General features: G+C 70.4%; 14 protein-coding genes. 9 read left to right on the plus strand and 5 right to left on the minus strand.

The window, feature by feature from the left end:
* Positions 1-367 precede the first annotated feature (367 nt).
* The 4 genes from rpsF (at position 368) to rplI (ending at position 2,010) form a co-directional block, all read left to right on the plus strand.
* The gene (gene rpsF / locus ACIRG9_RS23690; RefSeq protein ID WP_088643630.1) at positions 368-658 is read left to right on the plus strand and encodes a 30S ribosomal protein S6; all 291 of its coding nucleotides are present in this window, start codon (positions 368-370) and stop codon (positions 656-658) included.
* A gap of 79 nt (positions 659-737) precedes the next feature.
* Positions 738-1,268, plus strand: a complete 531-nt coding sequence (locus tag ACIRG9_RS23695; protein ID WP_172967885.1) for a single-stranded DNA-binding protein — start codon at positions 738-740, stop codon at positions 1,266-1,268.
* A gap of 41 nt (positions 1,269-1,309) precedes the next feature.
* Positions 1,310-1,549, plus strand: coding sequence for a 30S ribosomal protein S18 (gene rpsR / locus ACIRG9_RS23700; protein WP_013289355.1), 240 nt, complete (start codon positions 1,310-1,312; stop codon positions 1,547-1,549).
* A gap of 14 nt (positions 1,550-1,563) precedes the next feature.
* Positions 1,564-2,010 (plus strand): 50S ribosomal protein L9, encoded by a 447-nt coding sequence (gene rplI, locus ACIRG9_RS23705; protein ID WP_402859760.1) that lies wholly within the window; start codon positions 1,564-1,566, stop codon positions 2,008-2,010.
* A gap of 112 nt (positions 2,011-2,122) precedes the next feature.
* Here the strand turns inward: rplI and ACIRG9_RS23710 are convergent, their stop codons facing one another.
* Positions 2,123-3,532, minus strand: coding sequence for a hypothetical protein (locus ACIRG9_RS23710; protein WP_402859763.1), 1,410 nt, complete (start codon positions 3,530-3,532; stop codon positions 2,123-2,125).
* 395 nt (positions 3,533-3,927) lie between these two features.
* Here ACIRG9_RS23710 and dnaB point away from each other — a divergent pair, with 395 nt between their 5' ends.
* A complete protein-coding gene (dnaB, locus tag ACIRG9_RS23715) occupies positions 3,928-6,747 on the plus strand; it encodes a replicative DNA helicase (RefSeq protein ID WP_402859766.1) in 2,820 nt (939 codons plus the stop codon).
* Between the two features lie 41 nt (positions 6,748-6,788).
* On the opposite strand, the gene ACIRG9_RS23720 is transcribed toward dnaB, so the two are convergent.
* From ACIRG9_RS23720 to ACIRG9_RS23735, 4 genes are all read right to left on the minus strand, one after another.
* Positions 6,789-7,160: a zf-TFIIB domain-containing protein gene (locus ACIRG9_RS23720; RefSeq protein WP_402859769.1), complete on the minus strand. Its 372-nt coding sequence runs from the start codon at positions 7,158-7,160 to the stop codon at positions 6,789-6,791.
* 23 nt (positions 7,161-7,183) lie between these two features.
* Positions 7,184-7,816 carry a phosphoribosyltransferase gene (locus ACIRG9_RS23725; RefSeq protein WP_402859772.1) on the minus strand — a complete coding sequence of 211 codons (633 nt, stop codon included), beginning with the start codon at positions 7,814-7,816 and terminating at the stop codon, positions 7,184-7,186.
* Between the two features lie 10 nt (positions 7,817-7,826).
* Complete coding sequence (locus tag ACIRG9_RS23730) at positions 7,827-9,188, minus strand: glycosyltransferase 87 family protein (protein WP_402859775.1); 1,362 nt, start codon at positions 9,186-9,188, stop codon at positions 7,827-7,829.
* A gap of 102 nt (positions 9,189-9,290) precedes the next feature.
* On the minus strand, positions 9,291-11,729 hold the full coding sequence (locus tag ACIRG9_RS23735; protein ID WP_402860093.1) for a putative bifunctional diguanylate cyclase/phosphodiesterase: 2,439 nt from the start codon (positions 11,727-11,729) through the stop codon (positions 9,291-9,293).
* Here ACIRG9_RS23735 and ACIRG9_RS23740 point away from each other — a divergent pair.
* The 4 genes from ACIRG9_RS23740 to ACIRG9_RS23755 all read left to right on the plus strand — a co-directional run bounded on the left by ACIRG9_RS23740 (position 11,694) and on the right by ACIRG9_RS23755 (position 16,719).
* Positions 11,694-11,870, plus strand: coding sequence for a hypothetical protein (locus ACIRG9_RS23740; RefSeq protein ID WP_402860117.1), 177 nt, complete (start codon positions 11,694-11,696; stop codon positions 11,868-11,870). The two genes, ACIRG9_RS23735 and ACIRG9_RS23740, sit on opposite strands and share 36 nt — an antisense overlap.
* A gap of 493 nt (positions 11,871-12,363) precedes the next feature.
* Positions 12,364-15,414 (plus strand): AfsR/SARP family transcriptional regulator, encoded by a 3,051-nt coding sequence (locus ACIRG9_RS23745; protein WP_402859778.1) that lies wholly within the window; start codon positions 12,364-12,366, stop codon positions 15,412-15,414.
* A 346-nt stretch (positions 15,415-15,760) separates the two neighbouring features.
* Positions 15,761-16,252: a cyclic pyranopterin monophosphate synthase MoaC gene (gene moaC / locus ACIRG9_RS23750; protein ID WP_402859781.1), complete on the plus strand. Its 492-nt coding sequence runs from the start codon at positions 15,761-15,763 to the stop codon at positions 16,250-16,252.
* Positions 16,249-16,719 (plus strand): molybdenum cofactor biosynthesis protein B, encoded by a 471-nt coding sequence (locus ACIRG9_RS23755; RefSeq protein ID WP_402859784.1) that lies wholly within the window; start codon positions 16,249-16,251, stop codon positions 16,717-16,719. The genes moaC and ACIRG9_RS23755 overlap by 4 nt, the downstream gene beginning before the upstream one ends.
* Positions 16,720-16,754: the final 35 nt, after the last annotated feature.

Raw genomic sequence — 16,754 nt, forward strand, 5'->3', positions numbered from 1 at the left:
TACAGGTGACGAGACCGGTTGTATGGTCAGAGCACGTGACAACACGATAAAGCTCCGCGGGGCGTCCTCGATCCAACCTCATCGGTGTGGTCGTTCCTCCCCAGGTCCCACCCAAGGAATGCGGACGGGACGCCCCGCGGCCCCGTGGACAGGGGTCCACTTCCGGTGCTCGTAACCGGGAGCGGGCCCCTGTCGCCGCGTCCCGGACACCCCGTACGACCGGCCCGGGCATGATCGTTCCGACCGGGTATCCTGGTCCGGTTGTCCGCGCCCGGCCGGGTTCCCCCGGTTCGGTCACGGGCCACGACGCACGACCTCCTGCCACGGAAGGACCGTGGCCGCTTAGCCCACAGGAGGTGAGCACGTCTTGCGTCATTACGAAGTCATGGTGATCCTCGACCCCAGCCTCGAGGAGCGCACCGTCGCCCCGTCGCTCGACACGTACCTGAACGTGATCCGGACCGCGGGTGGCTCGGTGGAGAAGACCGACGTGTGGGGCCGCAGGCGCCTCGCGTACGAGATCAACAAGAAGGCCGAGGGCATCTACGCCGTCGTCGACCTCCAGGCGACGCCGGAGGCGGTGGCCGAGCTGGACCGTCAGCTCCGACTCAACGAGTCGGTGCTGCGCACCAAGGTCATTCGCCCAGAGATGCGCTGAGCATTCCGACCCGGTACGTCCGGATCAACCTCATCGGCGGTGTCGGAGGGCTCTGAGAGCCTGTAGGGCACAAAGATGAGTGCGCGAGGAGATGGTCATGGCAGGAGACACCACCATCACGGTCATCGGCAACCTGACCGATGACCCCGAGTTGCGATTCACCCCCTCCGGGGCGGCCGTCGCCAAGTTCCGGGTCGCCTCGACGCCCCGCTTCATGGACAAGGCGTCCGGCGAGTGGAAGGACGGCGAGCCGCTGTTCCTCTCGTGCACGGTCTGGCGGCAGGCCGCCGAGAACGTCGCCGAGTCGCTGCAGCGCGGCGCCCGGGTGATCGTGTCCGGCCGGCTGCGTCAGCGGTCGTACGAGACCCGCGAGGGTGAGAAGCGCACCGTCATCGAGCTGGAGGTCGACGAGATCGGCCCGTCGCTGCGCTACGCCACGGCGAAGGTGCAGAAGATGTCCCGCTCCGGCGGCGGCGGTGGCGGCTTCGGCGGTGGTGGTGGCCAGGGCGGCGGCGGAGGCAACTTCGACGACCCCTGGGCCTCGGCTGCCCCGGCTCCCTCGCGCGGTGGTTCGGGCGGCGGAAACTTCGACGAGGAGCCCCCGTTCTAATGGCGCCGAGCGCCCGCGATCGCAAACCAGGAGCAAGAGCAATGGCCAAGGCTGCGGCACTTCGCAAGCCGAAGAAGAAGGTGAACCCGCTCGACAAGGACGGGATCACCTACATCGATTACAAGGACACCGCGCTGCTGCGCAAGTTCATCTCCGACCGCGGCAAGATCCGCGCTCGGCGGGTGACCGGCGTGACCTCGCAGCAGCAGCGGCAGATCGCCCGTGCGGTCAAGAACGCCCGCGAGATGGCGCTCCTGCCGTACACGGCCACGACCCGCTGAGAGGAGGCACGGACATGAAGATCATCCTGACTCAGGAGGTGTCCGGCCTCGGCACTCCGGGCGACATCGTCGAGGTGAAGAACGGCTACGGCCGTAACTACCTGCTGCCGCAGGGCTTCGCGATCGCCTGGACCAAGGGTGCGGAGAAGCAGGTCACGGTCATCAAGCGGGCCCGCTCGGCCCGGGAGATCCGGGACCTCGGCCACGCCAACGAGGTCAAGGCCCAGGTCGAGGGCCTGAAGGTCAGCCTGAAGGCCCGCGCCGGCGACGGCGGACGGCTCTTCGGCTCGGTCACCCCGGCCGAGGTCGTCGACGCCGTCAAGGCGGCCGGCGGTCCGGCTCTGGACCGCCGCCGGCTGGAGCTGCCCGGGCACATCAAGTCGCTCGGCTCCTACCCGGTGAGCATCAAGCTGCACCCCGAGGTGACCGCCAAGTTCAACCTGAACGTCGTTCAGGGCTGACACCCGGCAGCACGACGAAAGGGCCCGCACCGGAATCCCGGTGCGGGCCCTTCCGCATGTTCCGGCTGCCGTCGCCGGCGTGCGGGTGGTCTGGTCGGGTCGGGCGGGTCGGTCAGCCGATCGGCTGACCGGTCACCGCACTGATCAGCACGGTCGAGAGGCCACCCCCGACCACCGACGCCGCCAGTGCCACCGTCGCCGACCGCCAACTCGTCCCGACCCAGCGCAGCACCACCGCGACGACCGGGCTGCTCACCAGCGCCAGCCCGAACCGAGGCGCGCCCGTGACCATCGACGCGAAGGCGTGTACGCGAGGCGAGTCGCACCCGGCGCCGGTGAGGTCGGTGACGCACCCCACCGGAGCCCGCCCGTCGAGGAACAGCACGCCGACGAGGAGCAGCAGCGCCGGAACCAGGTAGCAGGCGGCGGTGTAGACCAGCGGCCGGATCGGGCCGCCCGGATCCGGGTCGAGCAGATCGTCCTCGATCCGGTCGTGCCAGGATCCGCCGCCGACGGGATCGTCCCGCCGGCGATAGGGGGACGCCCCGGCAGCTCCGGAGCCCCGTGGGCCTGCCGACCGCCGCGGCGACGTCGCAGCCGGGCCCGGTGCTGAGGTCGACTCCGACCAGCACGGACCGCCATCCGCCCGGGTGTCGGAGAAGAACTCCTCGGCCTGCTCCGGCGATGCCCAGCCCTCTCGGACCGGTACCGGCGGCATCGTGCGGTCCCATCGGTCCGCCTCGGTGTACCGGTCCCACTGCCCGGTGTCGTACCGGCTCCACTCGCCCGTGTGCTCCGGGCGGTCCCCGCGGCCGGAGTCCTCCGCCGGGTCCCAGCGGCCGGTGGCACCCGGCTGTTCGGAGCGGCCGGCGACCTCAGCCCCGTCCGGGCGGGCCCGCACGGGTCGGCCCCACGCGTGCACGCCCGAGGCGTCCCACGGGTCGACCACCGGCCGAGGCTGCTCCCAGGGGCCGACCGCGGGGCGGGCCCAGGGATCCGAGGCCGCCCGCCGGCTCCGCCGGTCGGGCCGCTCTGCGTCCCAACGGTCGCTCTCCTCGGCGGCGGAGGCGCTGTCCGGCTGGCCCGACCAGGTGACCGGTGGCCGCCGGGGCAGCGTGGGACGCGGTCGGCCGCGCGGGGTCGCGTCGATGACCGGGTCATCCTCGGTGGACTCGGCCCGCCGGGTCCCCACATACCCCTGCTCCTGTGGGGTGTCCAGGGTCCACTCGGCGGTGTGTTCGCCGGCCGGGCCGGCGCCGGCGGCGCGCCGGTCGGTCTCCCGGCGCCATCCGGTGCCAGCCCGCCACCCGCCATCCGGGTACGGCGGCGCCACCTCGTCATCGTCGTCGGGTGCGGCGTGTCGGCCGCCGTCCGCACGACGGATGCCCGAATCCACCGCCCACCGAGGAAGGTACGTGTCGACCGGCTCCTGCTGGCCGCGTTCGGCGGCACGCCAGCGGCTCGGGGTGGGGTGCTGCTCGGGCGCGGGGCCCTCCCCGCTTCCCCAGTCCCGGTAACTCACGGCCGGAGCGTGACCCTTCTCAACCGAAAGTGCAATCCGCTGTCCAGGTGTAGCCGTTCGTGCCAGATGGTACGGGACGGTTGGGCCAAGGACTTGACCCAGAATCTGTCGTCCACAGGGTGTGGATTGCGTTACCGCAGGTCAGCGCCGATCTGAGCAAAATTCTCCACCACTTGTCCACACCCCTGTGCACAGCCTGCGCACAGGCTGGTCCCCCGGCGTCCACAGGTTGTCCCGAGGCTCGTCCACCGGCACTGTTGAGGGTCTGACCTCGGGTTCCGTATCGTGGATCCCCGACCGTCCGGGCGGTGGCCCCCGATCGACCGGAGGGGCCGTCGGAGCTGTGAGGCCCGGCGGCGGAGCTGGTTTTCGATCCGACGCACCGAGGGGGGACCGTGTCGGTCACCGATGAAACGCGTACGGAGCGGACCGGTGGGCAACCGCCCGCGCCGGCACAACGGGACGCGCACTTCGAGAAGACTCCGCCCCAGGACGTGGCCGCAGAGCAGTGCGTCCTCGGCGGCATGCTGCTCTCCAAGGACGCCATCGCCGACGTCGTGGAGATCCTGAAGTCCAACGACTTCTACCGTCCGGTGCACGCCACCGTCTTCGACGCGATCCTCGACATCTACGGACGCGGCGAACCGGCCGACCCGATCACCGTCGCGGCCGCCCTCGCCGACTCCGGCGACCTGGCCCGGATCGGCGGAGCGCCCTACCTGCACACGCTCATCGCCAGCGTGCCCACCGCCGCCAACGCTGCCTACTACGCCCGCATCGTGGGTGAGCGGGCGGTGCTGCGCCGGCTGGTCGAGGCCGGCACCAGGATCGTGCAGCTCGGGTACGGCACCGGCCAGGGCGGCAGCCGTGACGTCGACGACGTCGTCGACCTCGCCCAGCAGGCCGTCTACGAGGTGACCGAGAAGCGGGTCAGTGAGGATTTCGCGGTCCTGGCCGACATGCTCCAGCCGACCCTCGACGAGATCGAGGCGGTGGGCGCCCAGGGCGGGGTGATGACCGGTGTGCCGACCGGTTTCAGCGACCTCGACCGGCTGCTGAACGGCCTGCATCCGGGCCAATTGATCATCGTGGCCGGCAGGCCTGGTCTGGGCAAGGCCCTCGCGCTCGACACCCCGCTGCCCACTCCCGAGGGCTGGACCACGATGGGTGAGGTGATGGTCGGAGACAAGCTGCTCGCGGCGGACGGCACTCCGACCACCATCACGGCCGTCTTCGACGTCAGGTACGACCGCCCCTGCTACGAGGTCGAGTTCTCCGACGGCTCGGTCATCGTGGCGGACGCCGAGCACCTCTGGAAGACGACCACCCGGGCCAGCCGTCGCCAGCCGGAGGCGCGTCTGCGCCACTACTGGCCCGAGGAATCACTGGCCAGGGTGCGAGCGGCCGCGGCGACGGCCGAAGCTGAGCCACAGCGTCTGATCACCCTTGCGCAGACCCTCGATCAGGTCGGGACCGAGTTTCGCAACGTGCTGCACATCGTCGCGGGGCGGGTCGGTGCCAACGGTCGGGTGAGCCGACCGGTGACCCGGGCCGGCAAGGTTCGGAACTGGACCGCTCCCGGCTATCCCGCCGGCGAACTCCTGACCGGCCTCCGCGAGCGGACCGAACGGCACATCAACGCCGGTGCCCGGGCACTCCACGATGGTGTGGTGACGACCGCGCAGATCGCCGCCACGCTGCGTACGGACACGGCCGACCGCCGGCTGAACCACGCGGTGGAGAACTGCGCGCCGCTTCAACTGCCCGAGCGGGATCTGGTGGTCCCGCCGTACACCCTCGGGGTGTGGCTCGGCGACGGGCACACCGGGGCGAGTCGCTTCACCACGGCGGACGCCGAGATGATCGACCTGGTCGCGAAGGATGGTTTCGCCGTACGTCCCAGCGGGCCGATGCTCTACACCATCGTGTTGCCCACTCCCGCCGGAAACCCCGACCGGACCTGCGTCGACTGCGGCTGCTCCACCAGGGCGCTTCGTGAGAACCCTTCAACGCGTCGGTGCGCCGGGTGTCACGACCGCAACGGCACCTTCCTGGCCCTGCTCCGGCAAACGGGCGTGGCACACGAGAAGCACATCCCGCTGGACTACCTCCGCGCCTCGGAGGCGCAACGTCGGGCGCTGCTCGCCGGTTTGATGGACACCGACGGCACGGTGGCTCCGGCGGGGAACCTCCAGTACATATCCACCTCCAAGCGCCTCATCGAGGGCGTCCGGGAGTTGGTGGTCAGCCTCGGCTACCGCTGCACGATCAACGAGAAGCAGGTACGGGGACGGACGGTGGATTCGTCGACCGCGTACACCCTGAACTTCTCCACGCCGGACCCGGTTTTCCGGCTCGCGCGGAAGCGGACGGCGCACGCGGCCCGCCGGCGGACGTCCTCGGACGTACGGACCACCGCTCGCTTTGTCGTGGACGTCCGGCCGGTGGCCAGCGTCCCGGTGCGCTGCGTCACGGTGGACAACTCCGAGCATCTCTACCTGGCCGGTCGGTCCATGATTCCGACGCACAACAGCACCGCAAGTATGGACTTTGCCCGAAATGCTGCGATCCGCGCGAACCAGGCGGCGGCGATCTTCTCGCTGGAAATGAGCAAGGTCGAGATCGTCATGCGACTTCTCTCGGCCGAGGCCCGCGTACCGCTGCACGTGTTGCGTAGCGGCCAGCTCTCCGACGACGACTGGACCAAGCTGGCCCGCTGCATGGGCGAGATCAGTGAGGCGCCGCTCTTCGTCGATGACACGCCGAGCATGAACCTGATGGAGATTCGGGCCAAGGCGCGGCGGCTCAAGCAGAAGCACGACCTCAAGCTGATCGTGGTCGACTATCTCCAGCTGATGACCTCACCCAAGCGCACCGAGAGCCGGCAGCAGGAGGTCGCCGACCTGTCCCGTGGCCTCAAGCTGCTGGCCAAGGAGGTCGAGTGCCCGGTGATCGCGGTGAGCCAGCTGAACCGTGGCCCCGAGCAGCGCACCGACAAGCGCCCCCAGTTGTCCGACTTGCGCGAATCTGGGTCAATTGAACAGGATGCGGACGTTGTTATCCTTTTGCACCGCGACGACTACTACGACAAGGAGTCGCCGCGGGCCGGAGAGGCGGACCTGATCGTCGCCAAACACCGGAACGGGCCAACGGACACGATCACGGTGGCGGCGCAGCTGCATCTGTCGCGATTCGTGGACATGGCCATCGTCTGACGTGAGCGGACGGGCCGGGGCGTGGCCCCGGCCCGCGCCGGTCAGTCGAACAGATCGCCGAGGAAGCCGTGGCGCTTCTTGCGCTTGTAGTGGCCGTGGTAGCCGTAGTGCCCGCCCTGGCCGTAGGCCGGCTGCGCGTACCCGTGGCCGGGCGGCGGCGGAGGGGGCGGCGGGACGGTGCCGTAACCGGGCTGTTGCGGGGCGGGCGGCGGGGGCGGCGGGGTGTAGGCACCGGCCGGCGCGGCCTGCGGCGCCGCGTGCTGCCGGTTCCAGTTCGCCTCGGCCTCGAACAGCTTCTCCAACTCGCCGCGGTCGAGGAAGATGCCGCGGCACTCGCCGCACTGGTCGATGATCACGCCACTGCGCTCGTACTGGCGCATTTCTCCATGGCACTTGGGGCAGGTGAGCTGCATGGTATCGACGGTACCGGGTGTTTTCACGCGGTGGCGGTGAGCGCCACCGTCACCTCGTCGTCGGAAACCTCGTGAAAATCGTCGTAGTAGGCACCCACCGCGGCGAAGTCGGGTGGGGTCTCGGGGCAGACCACCTGGTCCGCCTCCGCGGCCAGCATCTCGTACGCCTCCCGCGAGCCGACCGGTACGGCCACGATCACCCGGGCGGCTCCCAGGTGGCGGGCGACCTGCACGGCGGCGCGGGCGGTGGCTCCGGTGGCCAGCCCGTCGTCGGCGATGACCGCGCTCTTCCCGGTCAGGCCCAGCGGAGGGCGGCCGACCCGGTACCGGCTCTCCCGGCGGTCCAGTTCGGTCTGTTCGCGCTGCCGCACCTCGGCCCGGTCCGCCTCGCTGAGCCGGCCGGCGACCATCTCGTTGAGCACCTGCACCCCGCCGGGGCCGAGCGCGCCGTACGCCACCTCGGGTGCCCACGGCACGCCGAGCTTGCGGACCACCAGCACGTCCATCGGCACGCCGAGCCGCTCTGCGATCACCTGGGCGACGAGCACCCCGCCGCGTACCAGCCCGAGGACGACGACGTCCGGCCGCCCGGCGAGGTCGGTGAGCCGGCCGGCGAGCATGCGACCCGCCTCGGCCCGGTCGCGATAGGTGGTCATGTGCTCAGGTCTACGCCTTCGCGGCGGGCCGCGTGGCGGAAGTCGCCTGAAAATCGGGCTGGCGGAGCGCCGGCGGCCCGGCCAGCGCGGGTGCCCAGACCAGCAGGGCGATCGGGTAGAGCAGGTAGCCGAAGCGGGTCGACGGCATCAGCAGGATCGCCGCGAGCAGCCCGTACCCGCAGATCAGGGCGGTGGCGACGGCGGTGCGCGGCGGACGGCGGAGGAGCCGGACGGCGATCGCCACCCCCGTGGCGACCAGCAGCGCGGCGGCGACGACCCGGCCGGCGGGCAGCGCGGTGGCGATGAGATGGCCGGGGAACGGGGACTGCGCGGGACTGGTCACCAGGCCGTGCCCGAGCGGGAAGCGCAGCACGTTCTCGACCAGGGCGTCCCGGTCGACGAGCAGGGCGGGTAGGAGCGCGAGAAGAGGCAGCCCGAGAGCCCCGAGGGCGGCGCGGAGGCCGGCCCGGCGGGTGGCGGCCCAGCAGACCAGCACGATCGCCACCGGCCAGGCGAAGAGTTTCAGCGCGCCGGCCGCGCCGACCGCCAGGCCGGCCCGACCGGGCCGGTCGGCCGCGGCGAGAGCCAGCGCGAGCAGGCAGAGCGTGAGTACGGGCAGGTCGTCGCCGCCGGTCGCCAGGGTGAGCGCGCAGACCGGCAGCACGGTGGCCGCCTGTACGCCCCGGAGTACGGCCGGTCCCCGGCCGGCCGCGACCGGGGTGGGTCCGACCGGGGTGGGTCCGACCGGGGTGGCTGCGGTCCGCAGCGTCGCCACCGCGGCGGCCAGCACCGCGGCGGTGACCAGGGCGAACCAGATCCGCGCGTCGGTCCACCAGGCGTCCGTGGCGGCCCGGGGCAGCCCGAACAGCGCCATCCCCGGCTGGTACGGGGTGTAGCCGAGCAACTGTTCAGCCGGCGGCAGCGCGGCGATCGCGTCGTGGCCCAGGTAGGGGGTGCCGTGCTCGGCGAGCCGGCTGCCGGCGTGCTCGACCACCACCACCTCCTCCTGCGCCCGGTCGGTACGCCCGGCCGCCCGTTGGACGCTCTGCGCCACGAGCGGCAGCAGGGTGGTGGTGGCCCAGGCGAACCCGGTCACCGCCCAGCGGGCGCCCAGCCCGGCGAACCGCGTGCCGGCGTGGCGGCGCCGAGCGAGGAACTGGCCGGCCACGGCGAGCGCCGCCAGCACGTACCCGGCGGTGGCGAAGGTCCCCCAGGCCCGGTGCGGGATGAGGGTGGAGGTTGCGGCGGTGAGCCCGGCGAAGGCCGCCGCGAACGCGTAGAGGCCCAGGTCGAGGGCGAGGCCGCCGGCTGCGGAGTCGATGGCCGCCCAGCACCGGGTGGCGGTGGCGGGCCGGTCGGGGTCGGCGGTCACGCCGGCCAGTCTGGCAGACGGCGCGTCGTGCACCCTGCCGGCTTGCGGATCTTGGACAGTTTCCGTGCGCGGCTGACGGCAACTCTCCAAGATCCGGGACGGTCAGGCGGTCGGGTCTGCGGTCGCTGTTCGGGCGCGCCCGCCCGGCCGGCGATCCGGCAGGCGGATCACCGCACCCGCGTCGTGCAGCGGGGGCGCGAGCGCGCCCGGCCGCCCACCCGCGCCCCGCGCAAGGGCGGCGAGCAGCGCCCCGGCCGGCAACGGACGGGCGAAGAGGTGGCCCTGCCCGGCGGCGCAGCCCAGCTCCCAGAGCGCCCGGCGCTGCGGCTCGTTCTCCACCCCCTCGGCGACCACCACGAGGTCGAGGCTGCGGCCCAGGTCCAGGGTGGAGCGGATCACGGCGGCGGCCTCGGTCGCGCTCTCCATCACGCTGACGAAACTACGGTCGATCTTCAGCTCGTGCACCGGGATCCGGGACAGCAGCGACAGCGACGAGTAGCCGGTGCCGAAGTCGTCGAGGGCCAGCCGTACGCCGGAGTCACGCAAGCGGCTGAGCACCCGGTCCACCACGTCGAGCTGGCTGAGCGTCAGGGTCTCGGTCAGCTCCAGCACGAGACGGTCCGGGGGCAGGTCGTGTGCCCGTAGGCGGGCCAGCACCGCACCGGGGAAACGGGCGTCGAGGAGGCTGCGCGGCGACACGTTCACCGAGACCGGCAGGTCGAAACCGGCGTCCCGCCAGGTGCCGGCCGCGATCAGCGCCTGGTCGAGGATCGCGTCGGCGAACGCGGGCAGCAGCCCCGAGCGCTCCACGGCCTCCAGGAAGCGCAGCGGGTCGATCACGCCGTGAACCGGATGGTGCCAGCGGGCCAGCGCCTCCGCGCCGATCACCTCGCCGCTGGCCAGGTCGACGATCGGCTGGAAGTTGACGTTGAACTCGTGGTCGGCGACGGCGCGCGGCAGCTCGCCGCCGAGGGTGAGCCGGCCCAGGTCGGCGGTGTCGCGAGTCGGCGCATACGTGGAGATCCGCCGGCCGGACCGCTTCGCCTGGTACATCGCCACGTCGGCACGGCGCAGCAACTCGGGCATCCCGCCGCTGGCCGGGGCGACGGCGATGCCGCCGCTGGCCTCCACGCTGATCCGCATGCCGTCCAGTTCGAGCGGCTCGCACAGGGCGGCCAGCAGGGTGTCGGCCCGGTGCGCGGCCACCGCCGGAGCGGGCAGCCCGCGCAGCAGGACGGCGAACTCGTCACCGCCGAGGCGGGCCACCAGGTCACCCGGGCGGGCCGCGGCGCGTAGCCGCTGGGCCACCTGCGTCAGCACCCGGTCGCCGGCGCCGTGCCCGAGGGTGTCGTTGACCTCCTTGAAATGGTTGAGGTCGATCAGCACCAGGGCGGTGACGCCGTCGGCGTGGCGGGCGGTCAACTGCTCGGTGCCCTCGTCCAGCAGGTGACGCCGATTGGAGAGCCCGGTCAGCGCGTCGTGGGTGGCGGCGTACGCGTGCTCCTCGGCGATCCGGGCCAACTCGGCGTACGCCTGGGCGTTGCGGACCGCGGTGCAGAGCGCGGAGGCGAAGGTACGCAGGGTGTACTGCTCCCGCTCGGAGAGCTCGACCGGCCCGGCGAAACGAAGCCGGAGCACACCGAGGTCGACGAGCCGGTCGTGACCCTCAAGCGCCAGCGGGATGACCGTGCCGTCCACCGTGCTGGGCTCGGGAGTCGCACCGTCGTACGAGATGCCGGCGGTGCCGCCGCGGACCGTGCGGTCGCCCTCGCGCAGCTCGATCTCGACCTCGTCGGCGGAGAACAGTTCTGCGGCCTGGGTGACGGCGGTGGTCAACACCTGATCGAGGTCGACCACGTTGAGCGCGTCGGTGGTCTGGGCCAGCCGCTGCCACGCCTGCTGCTCGGTGCGGCTGCGGATCCGGGTCGAGTACGCCAAATGCAGGCTGAGCACCAACGGCGGTACGGCGAGTAGCAGCCGAGGGTCGGCTTGCAGGATGAGCAAGGTGCAGGCAGCCACCACGAATCGGACTCCGAAGCCGGCGACCCGCAGGTCCAGGTCGCTCCGGAACTGCCGCGAGATCGGCGTTCCTGAGGCAAGGGCGATCACCGGGATCGCGAGTACGTCATCGAGCAACGCCGCGACCAGGTAGACGATGCCCAGCACGCCGATGAGGTTGCCGACCGACGGATAGGCCGAAGGCCAGTCCAGGAACCGGGCGATCACCACGGTGCCCCCGGCAATCAGCACGTTCTTGCCGATGCCGAAGGCGGTCTTGATCGCCGGTAGACGCAGGATCGCTGAAGCCGCGGCGACGCCCAGGCCGGTGCTCAGGATTACCCAGGAACTCGGCGCGATCGCCACTCCGATGACGATGGCGGTCTCGACCCAGGCGATGGAGTGTGTCGTCGAGCGTATCCGGACGGAGGTCTTGACGATCCCGCCGACCGTGATCATGAAGATTAGCGTGATGAGCGTTGCGACATCTCGGACGGCGGTAGGTGGTTGCTGAACCAGGAAGCTGACTGCGGCGGCTGCCACAACCGACGCGAGAACGACGATGAGACCGACGAGCGCCAGGAGATGCCGATCGGTCTCAACAACACGTCGTTCGTCGGTCTGGCTCATTCAGCTCCAGTGGCTGAACGGCTGACGCCTGTACCGGCATCAACCAACAAGTGATGTCGGAAGCCTACCGTTAGGAAATACCTGCGTGAAGTCTCGGGATTCAGTGCCACTCGCTGCCGCGCATCGCCCGACTCCTTCCGACTGTCTTTCGAAGTGTTCGAGAGGTTCTAAAACCTCGAAAGCAGCTTAGAAGTGGGACGCATCCGCTACAAAGATATAAATGTCGGTATGCGCAATATTAGCCAACACTGTGTGCTTATATGACGTTCTGTCCATCGCCGTGGTGCAGAGCGGAGTTGGCTCGATCCCAACCGTGCCCAACTGGTCGCCGACCGCAATCGACCCCCTGTGCAAGGCATTGTCCAGCCTGCCAGACTGATCAGTCTCCGCATACTTCCGGCCCCCTCGATCGGCGCCCCACGCGCGGAGGGAAAAGTCGGAGCTGTCGCCGATGCCCGCTCCGCGTCGCAGGATCCCAGGTCTTCGACAATTGTCGGTAAACTGCCCGGTGCGATCGGTCGAGGCGGACTGAACCGGAGTCGAACCCGTGGAAATTCGAGTCCTGGGTGGCCTCGCCGTACGGGTCCACCGACGGAGCCTGCGTCTGGGGACGCCAAAACAGCAACTTGTGCTGGCCATGCTTGCTCTGCATGCCGGCCGGTTGGTCACGGTCGATCAGCTGGTGGATGAGCTGTGGCCTGAGAATCCGCCACGTTCTGCCGTCCCCAACGTCCGCACCTACGCCGCCAACCTGCGACGGAGCCTTGAGTCCGTCTCTGTTGAAGAGGCGGTTGTCGTCCGGGAACAAGGCGGCTACCGCTTGGCGCTGGATGAGAGCCGGGTCGATCTCATGCGTCTGTCCGCACAGTGGGGACAGGCCCGAGAGTTGGCCGATGCGGGCGACCTGTCGCGGACAGGGGATTTGCTCAGGCGTGTAGTTGACGCATGGCAGGGATCTCTGCTTGCCGGACTGCCGCTCGGCCCGGCCCTGCTTGCTCGACGGGAGACCGTGGATCGGGACCGGCGGTCGGCGGTCGAGTTTCTGGCTGACCTGCACCTCAGATCCGGTCGTGCCGACCTCGCCATCCCCCTCCTTCGCACGCACGCGTCGGAACAGCCCGTACGGGAGCCCGCCCAGGCTCTGCTCATGCGCGCTCTCATCCAGGCCGACGACCTCAGCGGTGCCCTCTCCGTCTATCAGGCTGCCCGCCACGCACTCGACGAGCAGTTGGGCGTGCTGCCCGGCGCCGAGCTGGAACAGCTCCGGCGACAGGCGGTCGGCAACCGGCAGGCGTCTCGGGAACGGTCCCCATCCGCGGGATCGGAGGCGGTCGGGCAGTCCGACGACAATGCTCCGCCCGCCAACTGGTTGCCTCGGGCCGTACCGGACATCGTCGGACGCCGGGAGATCGTCGAGCGGATGCTCGCCGAGATCGCCGCCGAAGCGGAAACGAAACCGATGATCTGGCTGATCGATGGGATGGCGGGCTGTGGGAAGACGACTTTGGCCGTGTACCTGGCCACTCGCCTCGCCGACCGCTATCCCGACGGACAGTTGTTCCTCGACCTGAGGGGGCATTCGGAGGAAGCAGCGGTTCAACCCGCCGTAGCGCTGGTCATCTTGCTTCGGCAGCTGGGAGTTCCGGCCAGCCGGATCCCTGGCGAATTGTCGGAACGGATGGAGATGTGGCGGCGGGAACTGGCGCTCCGCAGAGTCGTGGTGGTCCTGGACAACGCGGCGGACAGCGCTCAGGTCGAGCCGCTGCTACCTACCTCCGGTGGGTGCGTCGTCTTCGTGACCAGCCGGCGCCGCCTCCTGACTCTCACGGAGCGCCTTCCGGTGTCGCTTCCGGTGCTGGCCGAGCCCGAAGCGCTGAGCCTTCTCACCGCACTTGTCGGCGAGGACCGGGTGAGAGCCGATCTTGAGAGCGCGATGGAGCTGGTTCGCATCTGTGGTCGCCTGCCGCTTGCCATCCGGCTGGCCGGCACGCGGCTCGCTCACCGGCCCGCCTGGAGCATGTCCGACATGGTTCGCCGGCTCGCCGGCAAGGCGGCCTTCCTGCCGAAGTTGCAGGCCGAAGACCGGACCGTGGTCGAGGCTTTCGCCGAGTCGTACGAGCCGCTCACCGACCCGGCCAAGTACGTCTTCAGATCGCTCGGTCTGGCCGCCGGGAGTCATCTCGACGCCGCGATGATCGCTGCCCTCGCAGATGTTTCGATGAACGAGGCGGCGGAGTTGGTGGACGAACTCGTTGACCGGCATCTGGTGGAGGAGGTCGCCGCTGGACGCTACCGCCTCCATGACCTGATGCGGCAGTACGCCTTCGAGTTGAGCCTGCAGGCGGATTCAGAAACGACTCGAAGAACGTCGCTGGAAGGCCTTTTGGACCACCTCGTGCACTCGGTGGTGAAGGTTTCCGCGTCGATCGACGATCCGCGGTTGGTGGGTCAGCAGCTTCGCCTGACGAACCCTCGACGCCCCGACCTCCTGTCCGACCGACGGGCCGGCGACCTGGACTGGTTGGAGAAGCAGCGACTCAACCTGGACCTCCTGGTTCGACAGGCCGCGCAGGCGGGCCACGAGGCGCTGGCGTGGCGGTTGGCGCGCGCGGCTTGGCGGTTCTTCTACACGCGTGGCTATTTCGACGACATCGCGGCAACCCACCGGGAGGGGCTCGCCGCAGCGCGGCGGGCGGGCGATCGGCATGCGGTCGCCCTCATGCACAACTATCTAGCCTCGGCGTGCGTACGCAGGGGCATCTATCAGGAAGCGTTGGCGCACTTGAACGAGGTGGTGTCGATTCGGTCGGACCTCGGCGACATCGAGGGAGCCAACCGCGCTCGGGTCAATCTGGGCGTCGTCTACTGGCTCACCGGCCGGCTTCAGGAGTCCCTGGAGATCGACATGTCGGCGCGGCGGTCAGGTGTCCTGGACAGTCTCCCGGTGCTACCCAACCTCGGCCTTACGCTCAGATGCCTGGGCCGATACGAGGAATCCATGGCGATTCATCGCCTGCATCTCTTTCTCGCCCGAGCTAGACACGACCAATTCCACATGTCCAACGCGCTCGGCCATCTCGGTGGGGTGCGCTACCGCCTGGGAGAGGGCGTACAGGCGAAGCGACTGCTCCACGCCTCCCTGGCCCTACGGGACCGTGCCGGCTGCATGTACGCCAGGGCCGAGACACTCAGCGACCTCGCCGGGACCTACCGGCTGCTCGGTCGTTTCGAGGAGGCGATAAGAAGCCATCACGCGGCTCTCGAGGCGGCCGCCGACGCCGGCGAGCGCCATGTGCAGGCCGAGGCGCGCAACGAACTGGCCATGACCCTCCGGGCGATGGGGCGCTTCGAGGACTCGGCGACGACGTACCAGGAGGCTCTCGGCATCGCGACCCGCATCGCCCATCCCTACGAGCAGGGCCGGGCACTCAACGGACTTGCCGAGCACCTGGTCGCCGTCGATCCCACGGAGGCACGCCGCTACTGGCGGCGGGCACTGGCGATCTTCGAACGGATGGGTGTTCCCGAGCGGCACGAGGTCCGCCAGCGTCTCGCCGAGGACGACGGGGCTGAACCGGGGCCCTCGCGGAACAGGTAACCGACTTATCGATTTCTTATCGCGGGGCCCGCTACCGTCCACGCGTGTCGACCGAACGGGGGCGGTCCAGCCACCACGCGGGACCCGGTCGACGAGACGCCCGCCGTCGGTTTCCCCAGCGACCGGACGGCGGGTAGCTGAGGGAGGAGCGCCGCGTCGCGTGTGCGGCACCCGAGCGCGGCGCTCCTCCCCACCATCCGTCACGACGCACCATCCGTCACGACGCACCGACCGTCACGACCCACTGACTGCCACGACGCAACGACGGTCACGACCCATCGACGTACGACCGACCGACGGCCACGACGCGTTCGGTACGTCGTACCCGGTGGGTAGGCTCGCGGCCGTGACCGATCCCGCGCAGCTCACCCACGTCGATCCGGCCGGCGCGGCCCGGATGGTCGACGTCTCCGCCAAGCCGGTCTCCGGCCGGCGCGCGGTCGCCGCCGGCCGCCTCCGCACCACGCCCGAGGTGGTGGAGCTGTTGCGCCGCGACGGCCTGCCCAAGGGTGATGCGCTGGCGGTCGGCCGGCTCGCCGGCATCATGGGCGCCAAGCGGACCCCCGACCTGATTCCGCTCTGCCACCCGATCGCCCTGCACGGCGTCACCGTCGATCTTCGGCTGACCGGCGACACGGTCGAGATCACCGCGACGGTGAAGACCGCCGACCGGACCGGCGTGGAGATGGAGGCGTTGACCGCGGTGGCCGTCGCCGGGCTCGCCCTGGTCGACATGGTCAAGGCCGTCGACCCGGCGGCGTCGGTGGACGCGGTACGCGTGCTCCGCAAGGAGGGCGGCAAGACCGGCGAGTGGGTGCGGCCGGAGGACCGGCCGTGATCCGGGCCCGGGTGATCGTCGCGTCCAACCGGGCCGCCGCCGGGGTGTACGCGGACACCAGCGGCCCGCTGCTCGTCGCCGGCCTGCGCGAGCTGGGCTGCGAGGTCGACGAGCCGGTGGTGGTGCCGGACGGGGAGCCGGTCGGCGTGGCGCTGCGGTCCGCCCGTGACGAGCGTGTCGACGTGGTGCTGACCAGCGGCGGGACGGGCATCACCCCGACCGACCGGACTCCCGAGGTGACCCGCGCCCTGCTCGACTACGAGATCCCCGGCATCGCCGAGGCGATCCGGGCGCACAGCCGTGACGCCGTCCCCACCGCCGCCCTGTCCCGGGGCTTGGCGGGGGTGGCCGGCCGGATGCTGGTGGTGAACCTGCCCGGCTCCCGGGGCGGTGCGAAGGACGGCCTTGCCGTGCTCGGGCCGATCCTCCGCCACGCCGTCGAGCAGCTCCGCGGTGGTGACCACTGACCGCACCTGCCGGTCGCCGCGGCGTTAGGCTCGCC

Origin of the sequence: Micromonospora sp. NPDC093277, assembly GCF_044765245.1 — a bacterium.
Classification (GTDB): Bacteria; Actinomycetota; Actinomycetes; order Mycobacteriales; family Micromonosporaceae; genus Micromonospora.

Coding starts and splice junctions, on each gene's coding strand:
- rpsR (WP_013289355.1), top strand. CDS start 1,310: ATGGCCAAGGCTGCGGCACTTCGCAAGCCGAAGAAGAAGGTGAACCCG.
- rplI (WP_402859760.1), top strand. CDS start 1,564: ATGAAGATCATCCTGACTCAGGAGGTGTCCGGCCTCGGCACTCCGGGC.
- ACIRG9_RS23720 (WP_402859769.1), bottom strand. CDS start 7,160: ATGCAGCTCACCTGCCCCAAGTGCCATGGAGAAATGCGCCAGTACGAG.
- ACIRG9_RS23725 (WP_402859772.1), bottom strand. CDS start 7,816: ATGACCACCTATCGCGACCGGGCCGAGGCGGGTCGCATGCTCGCCGGC.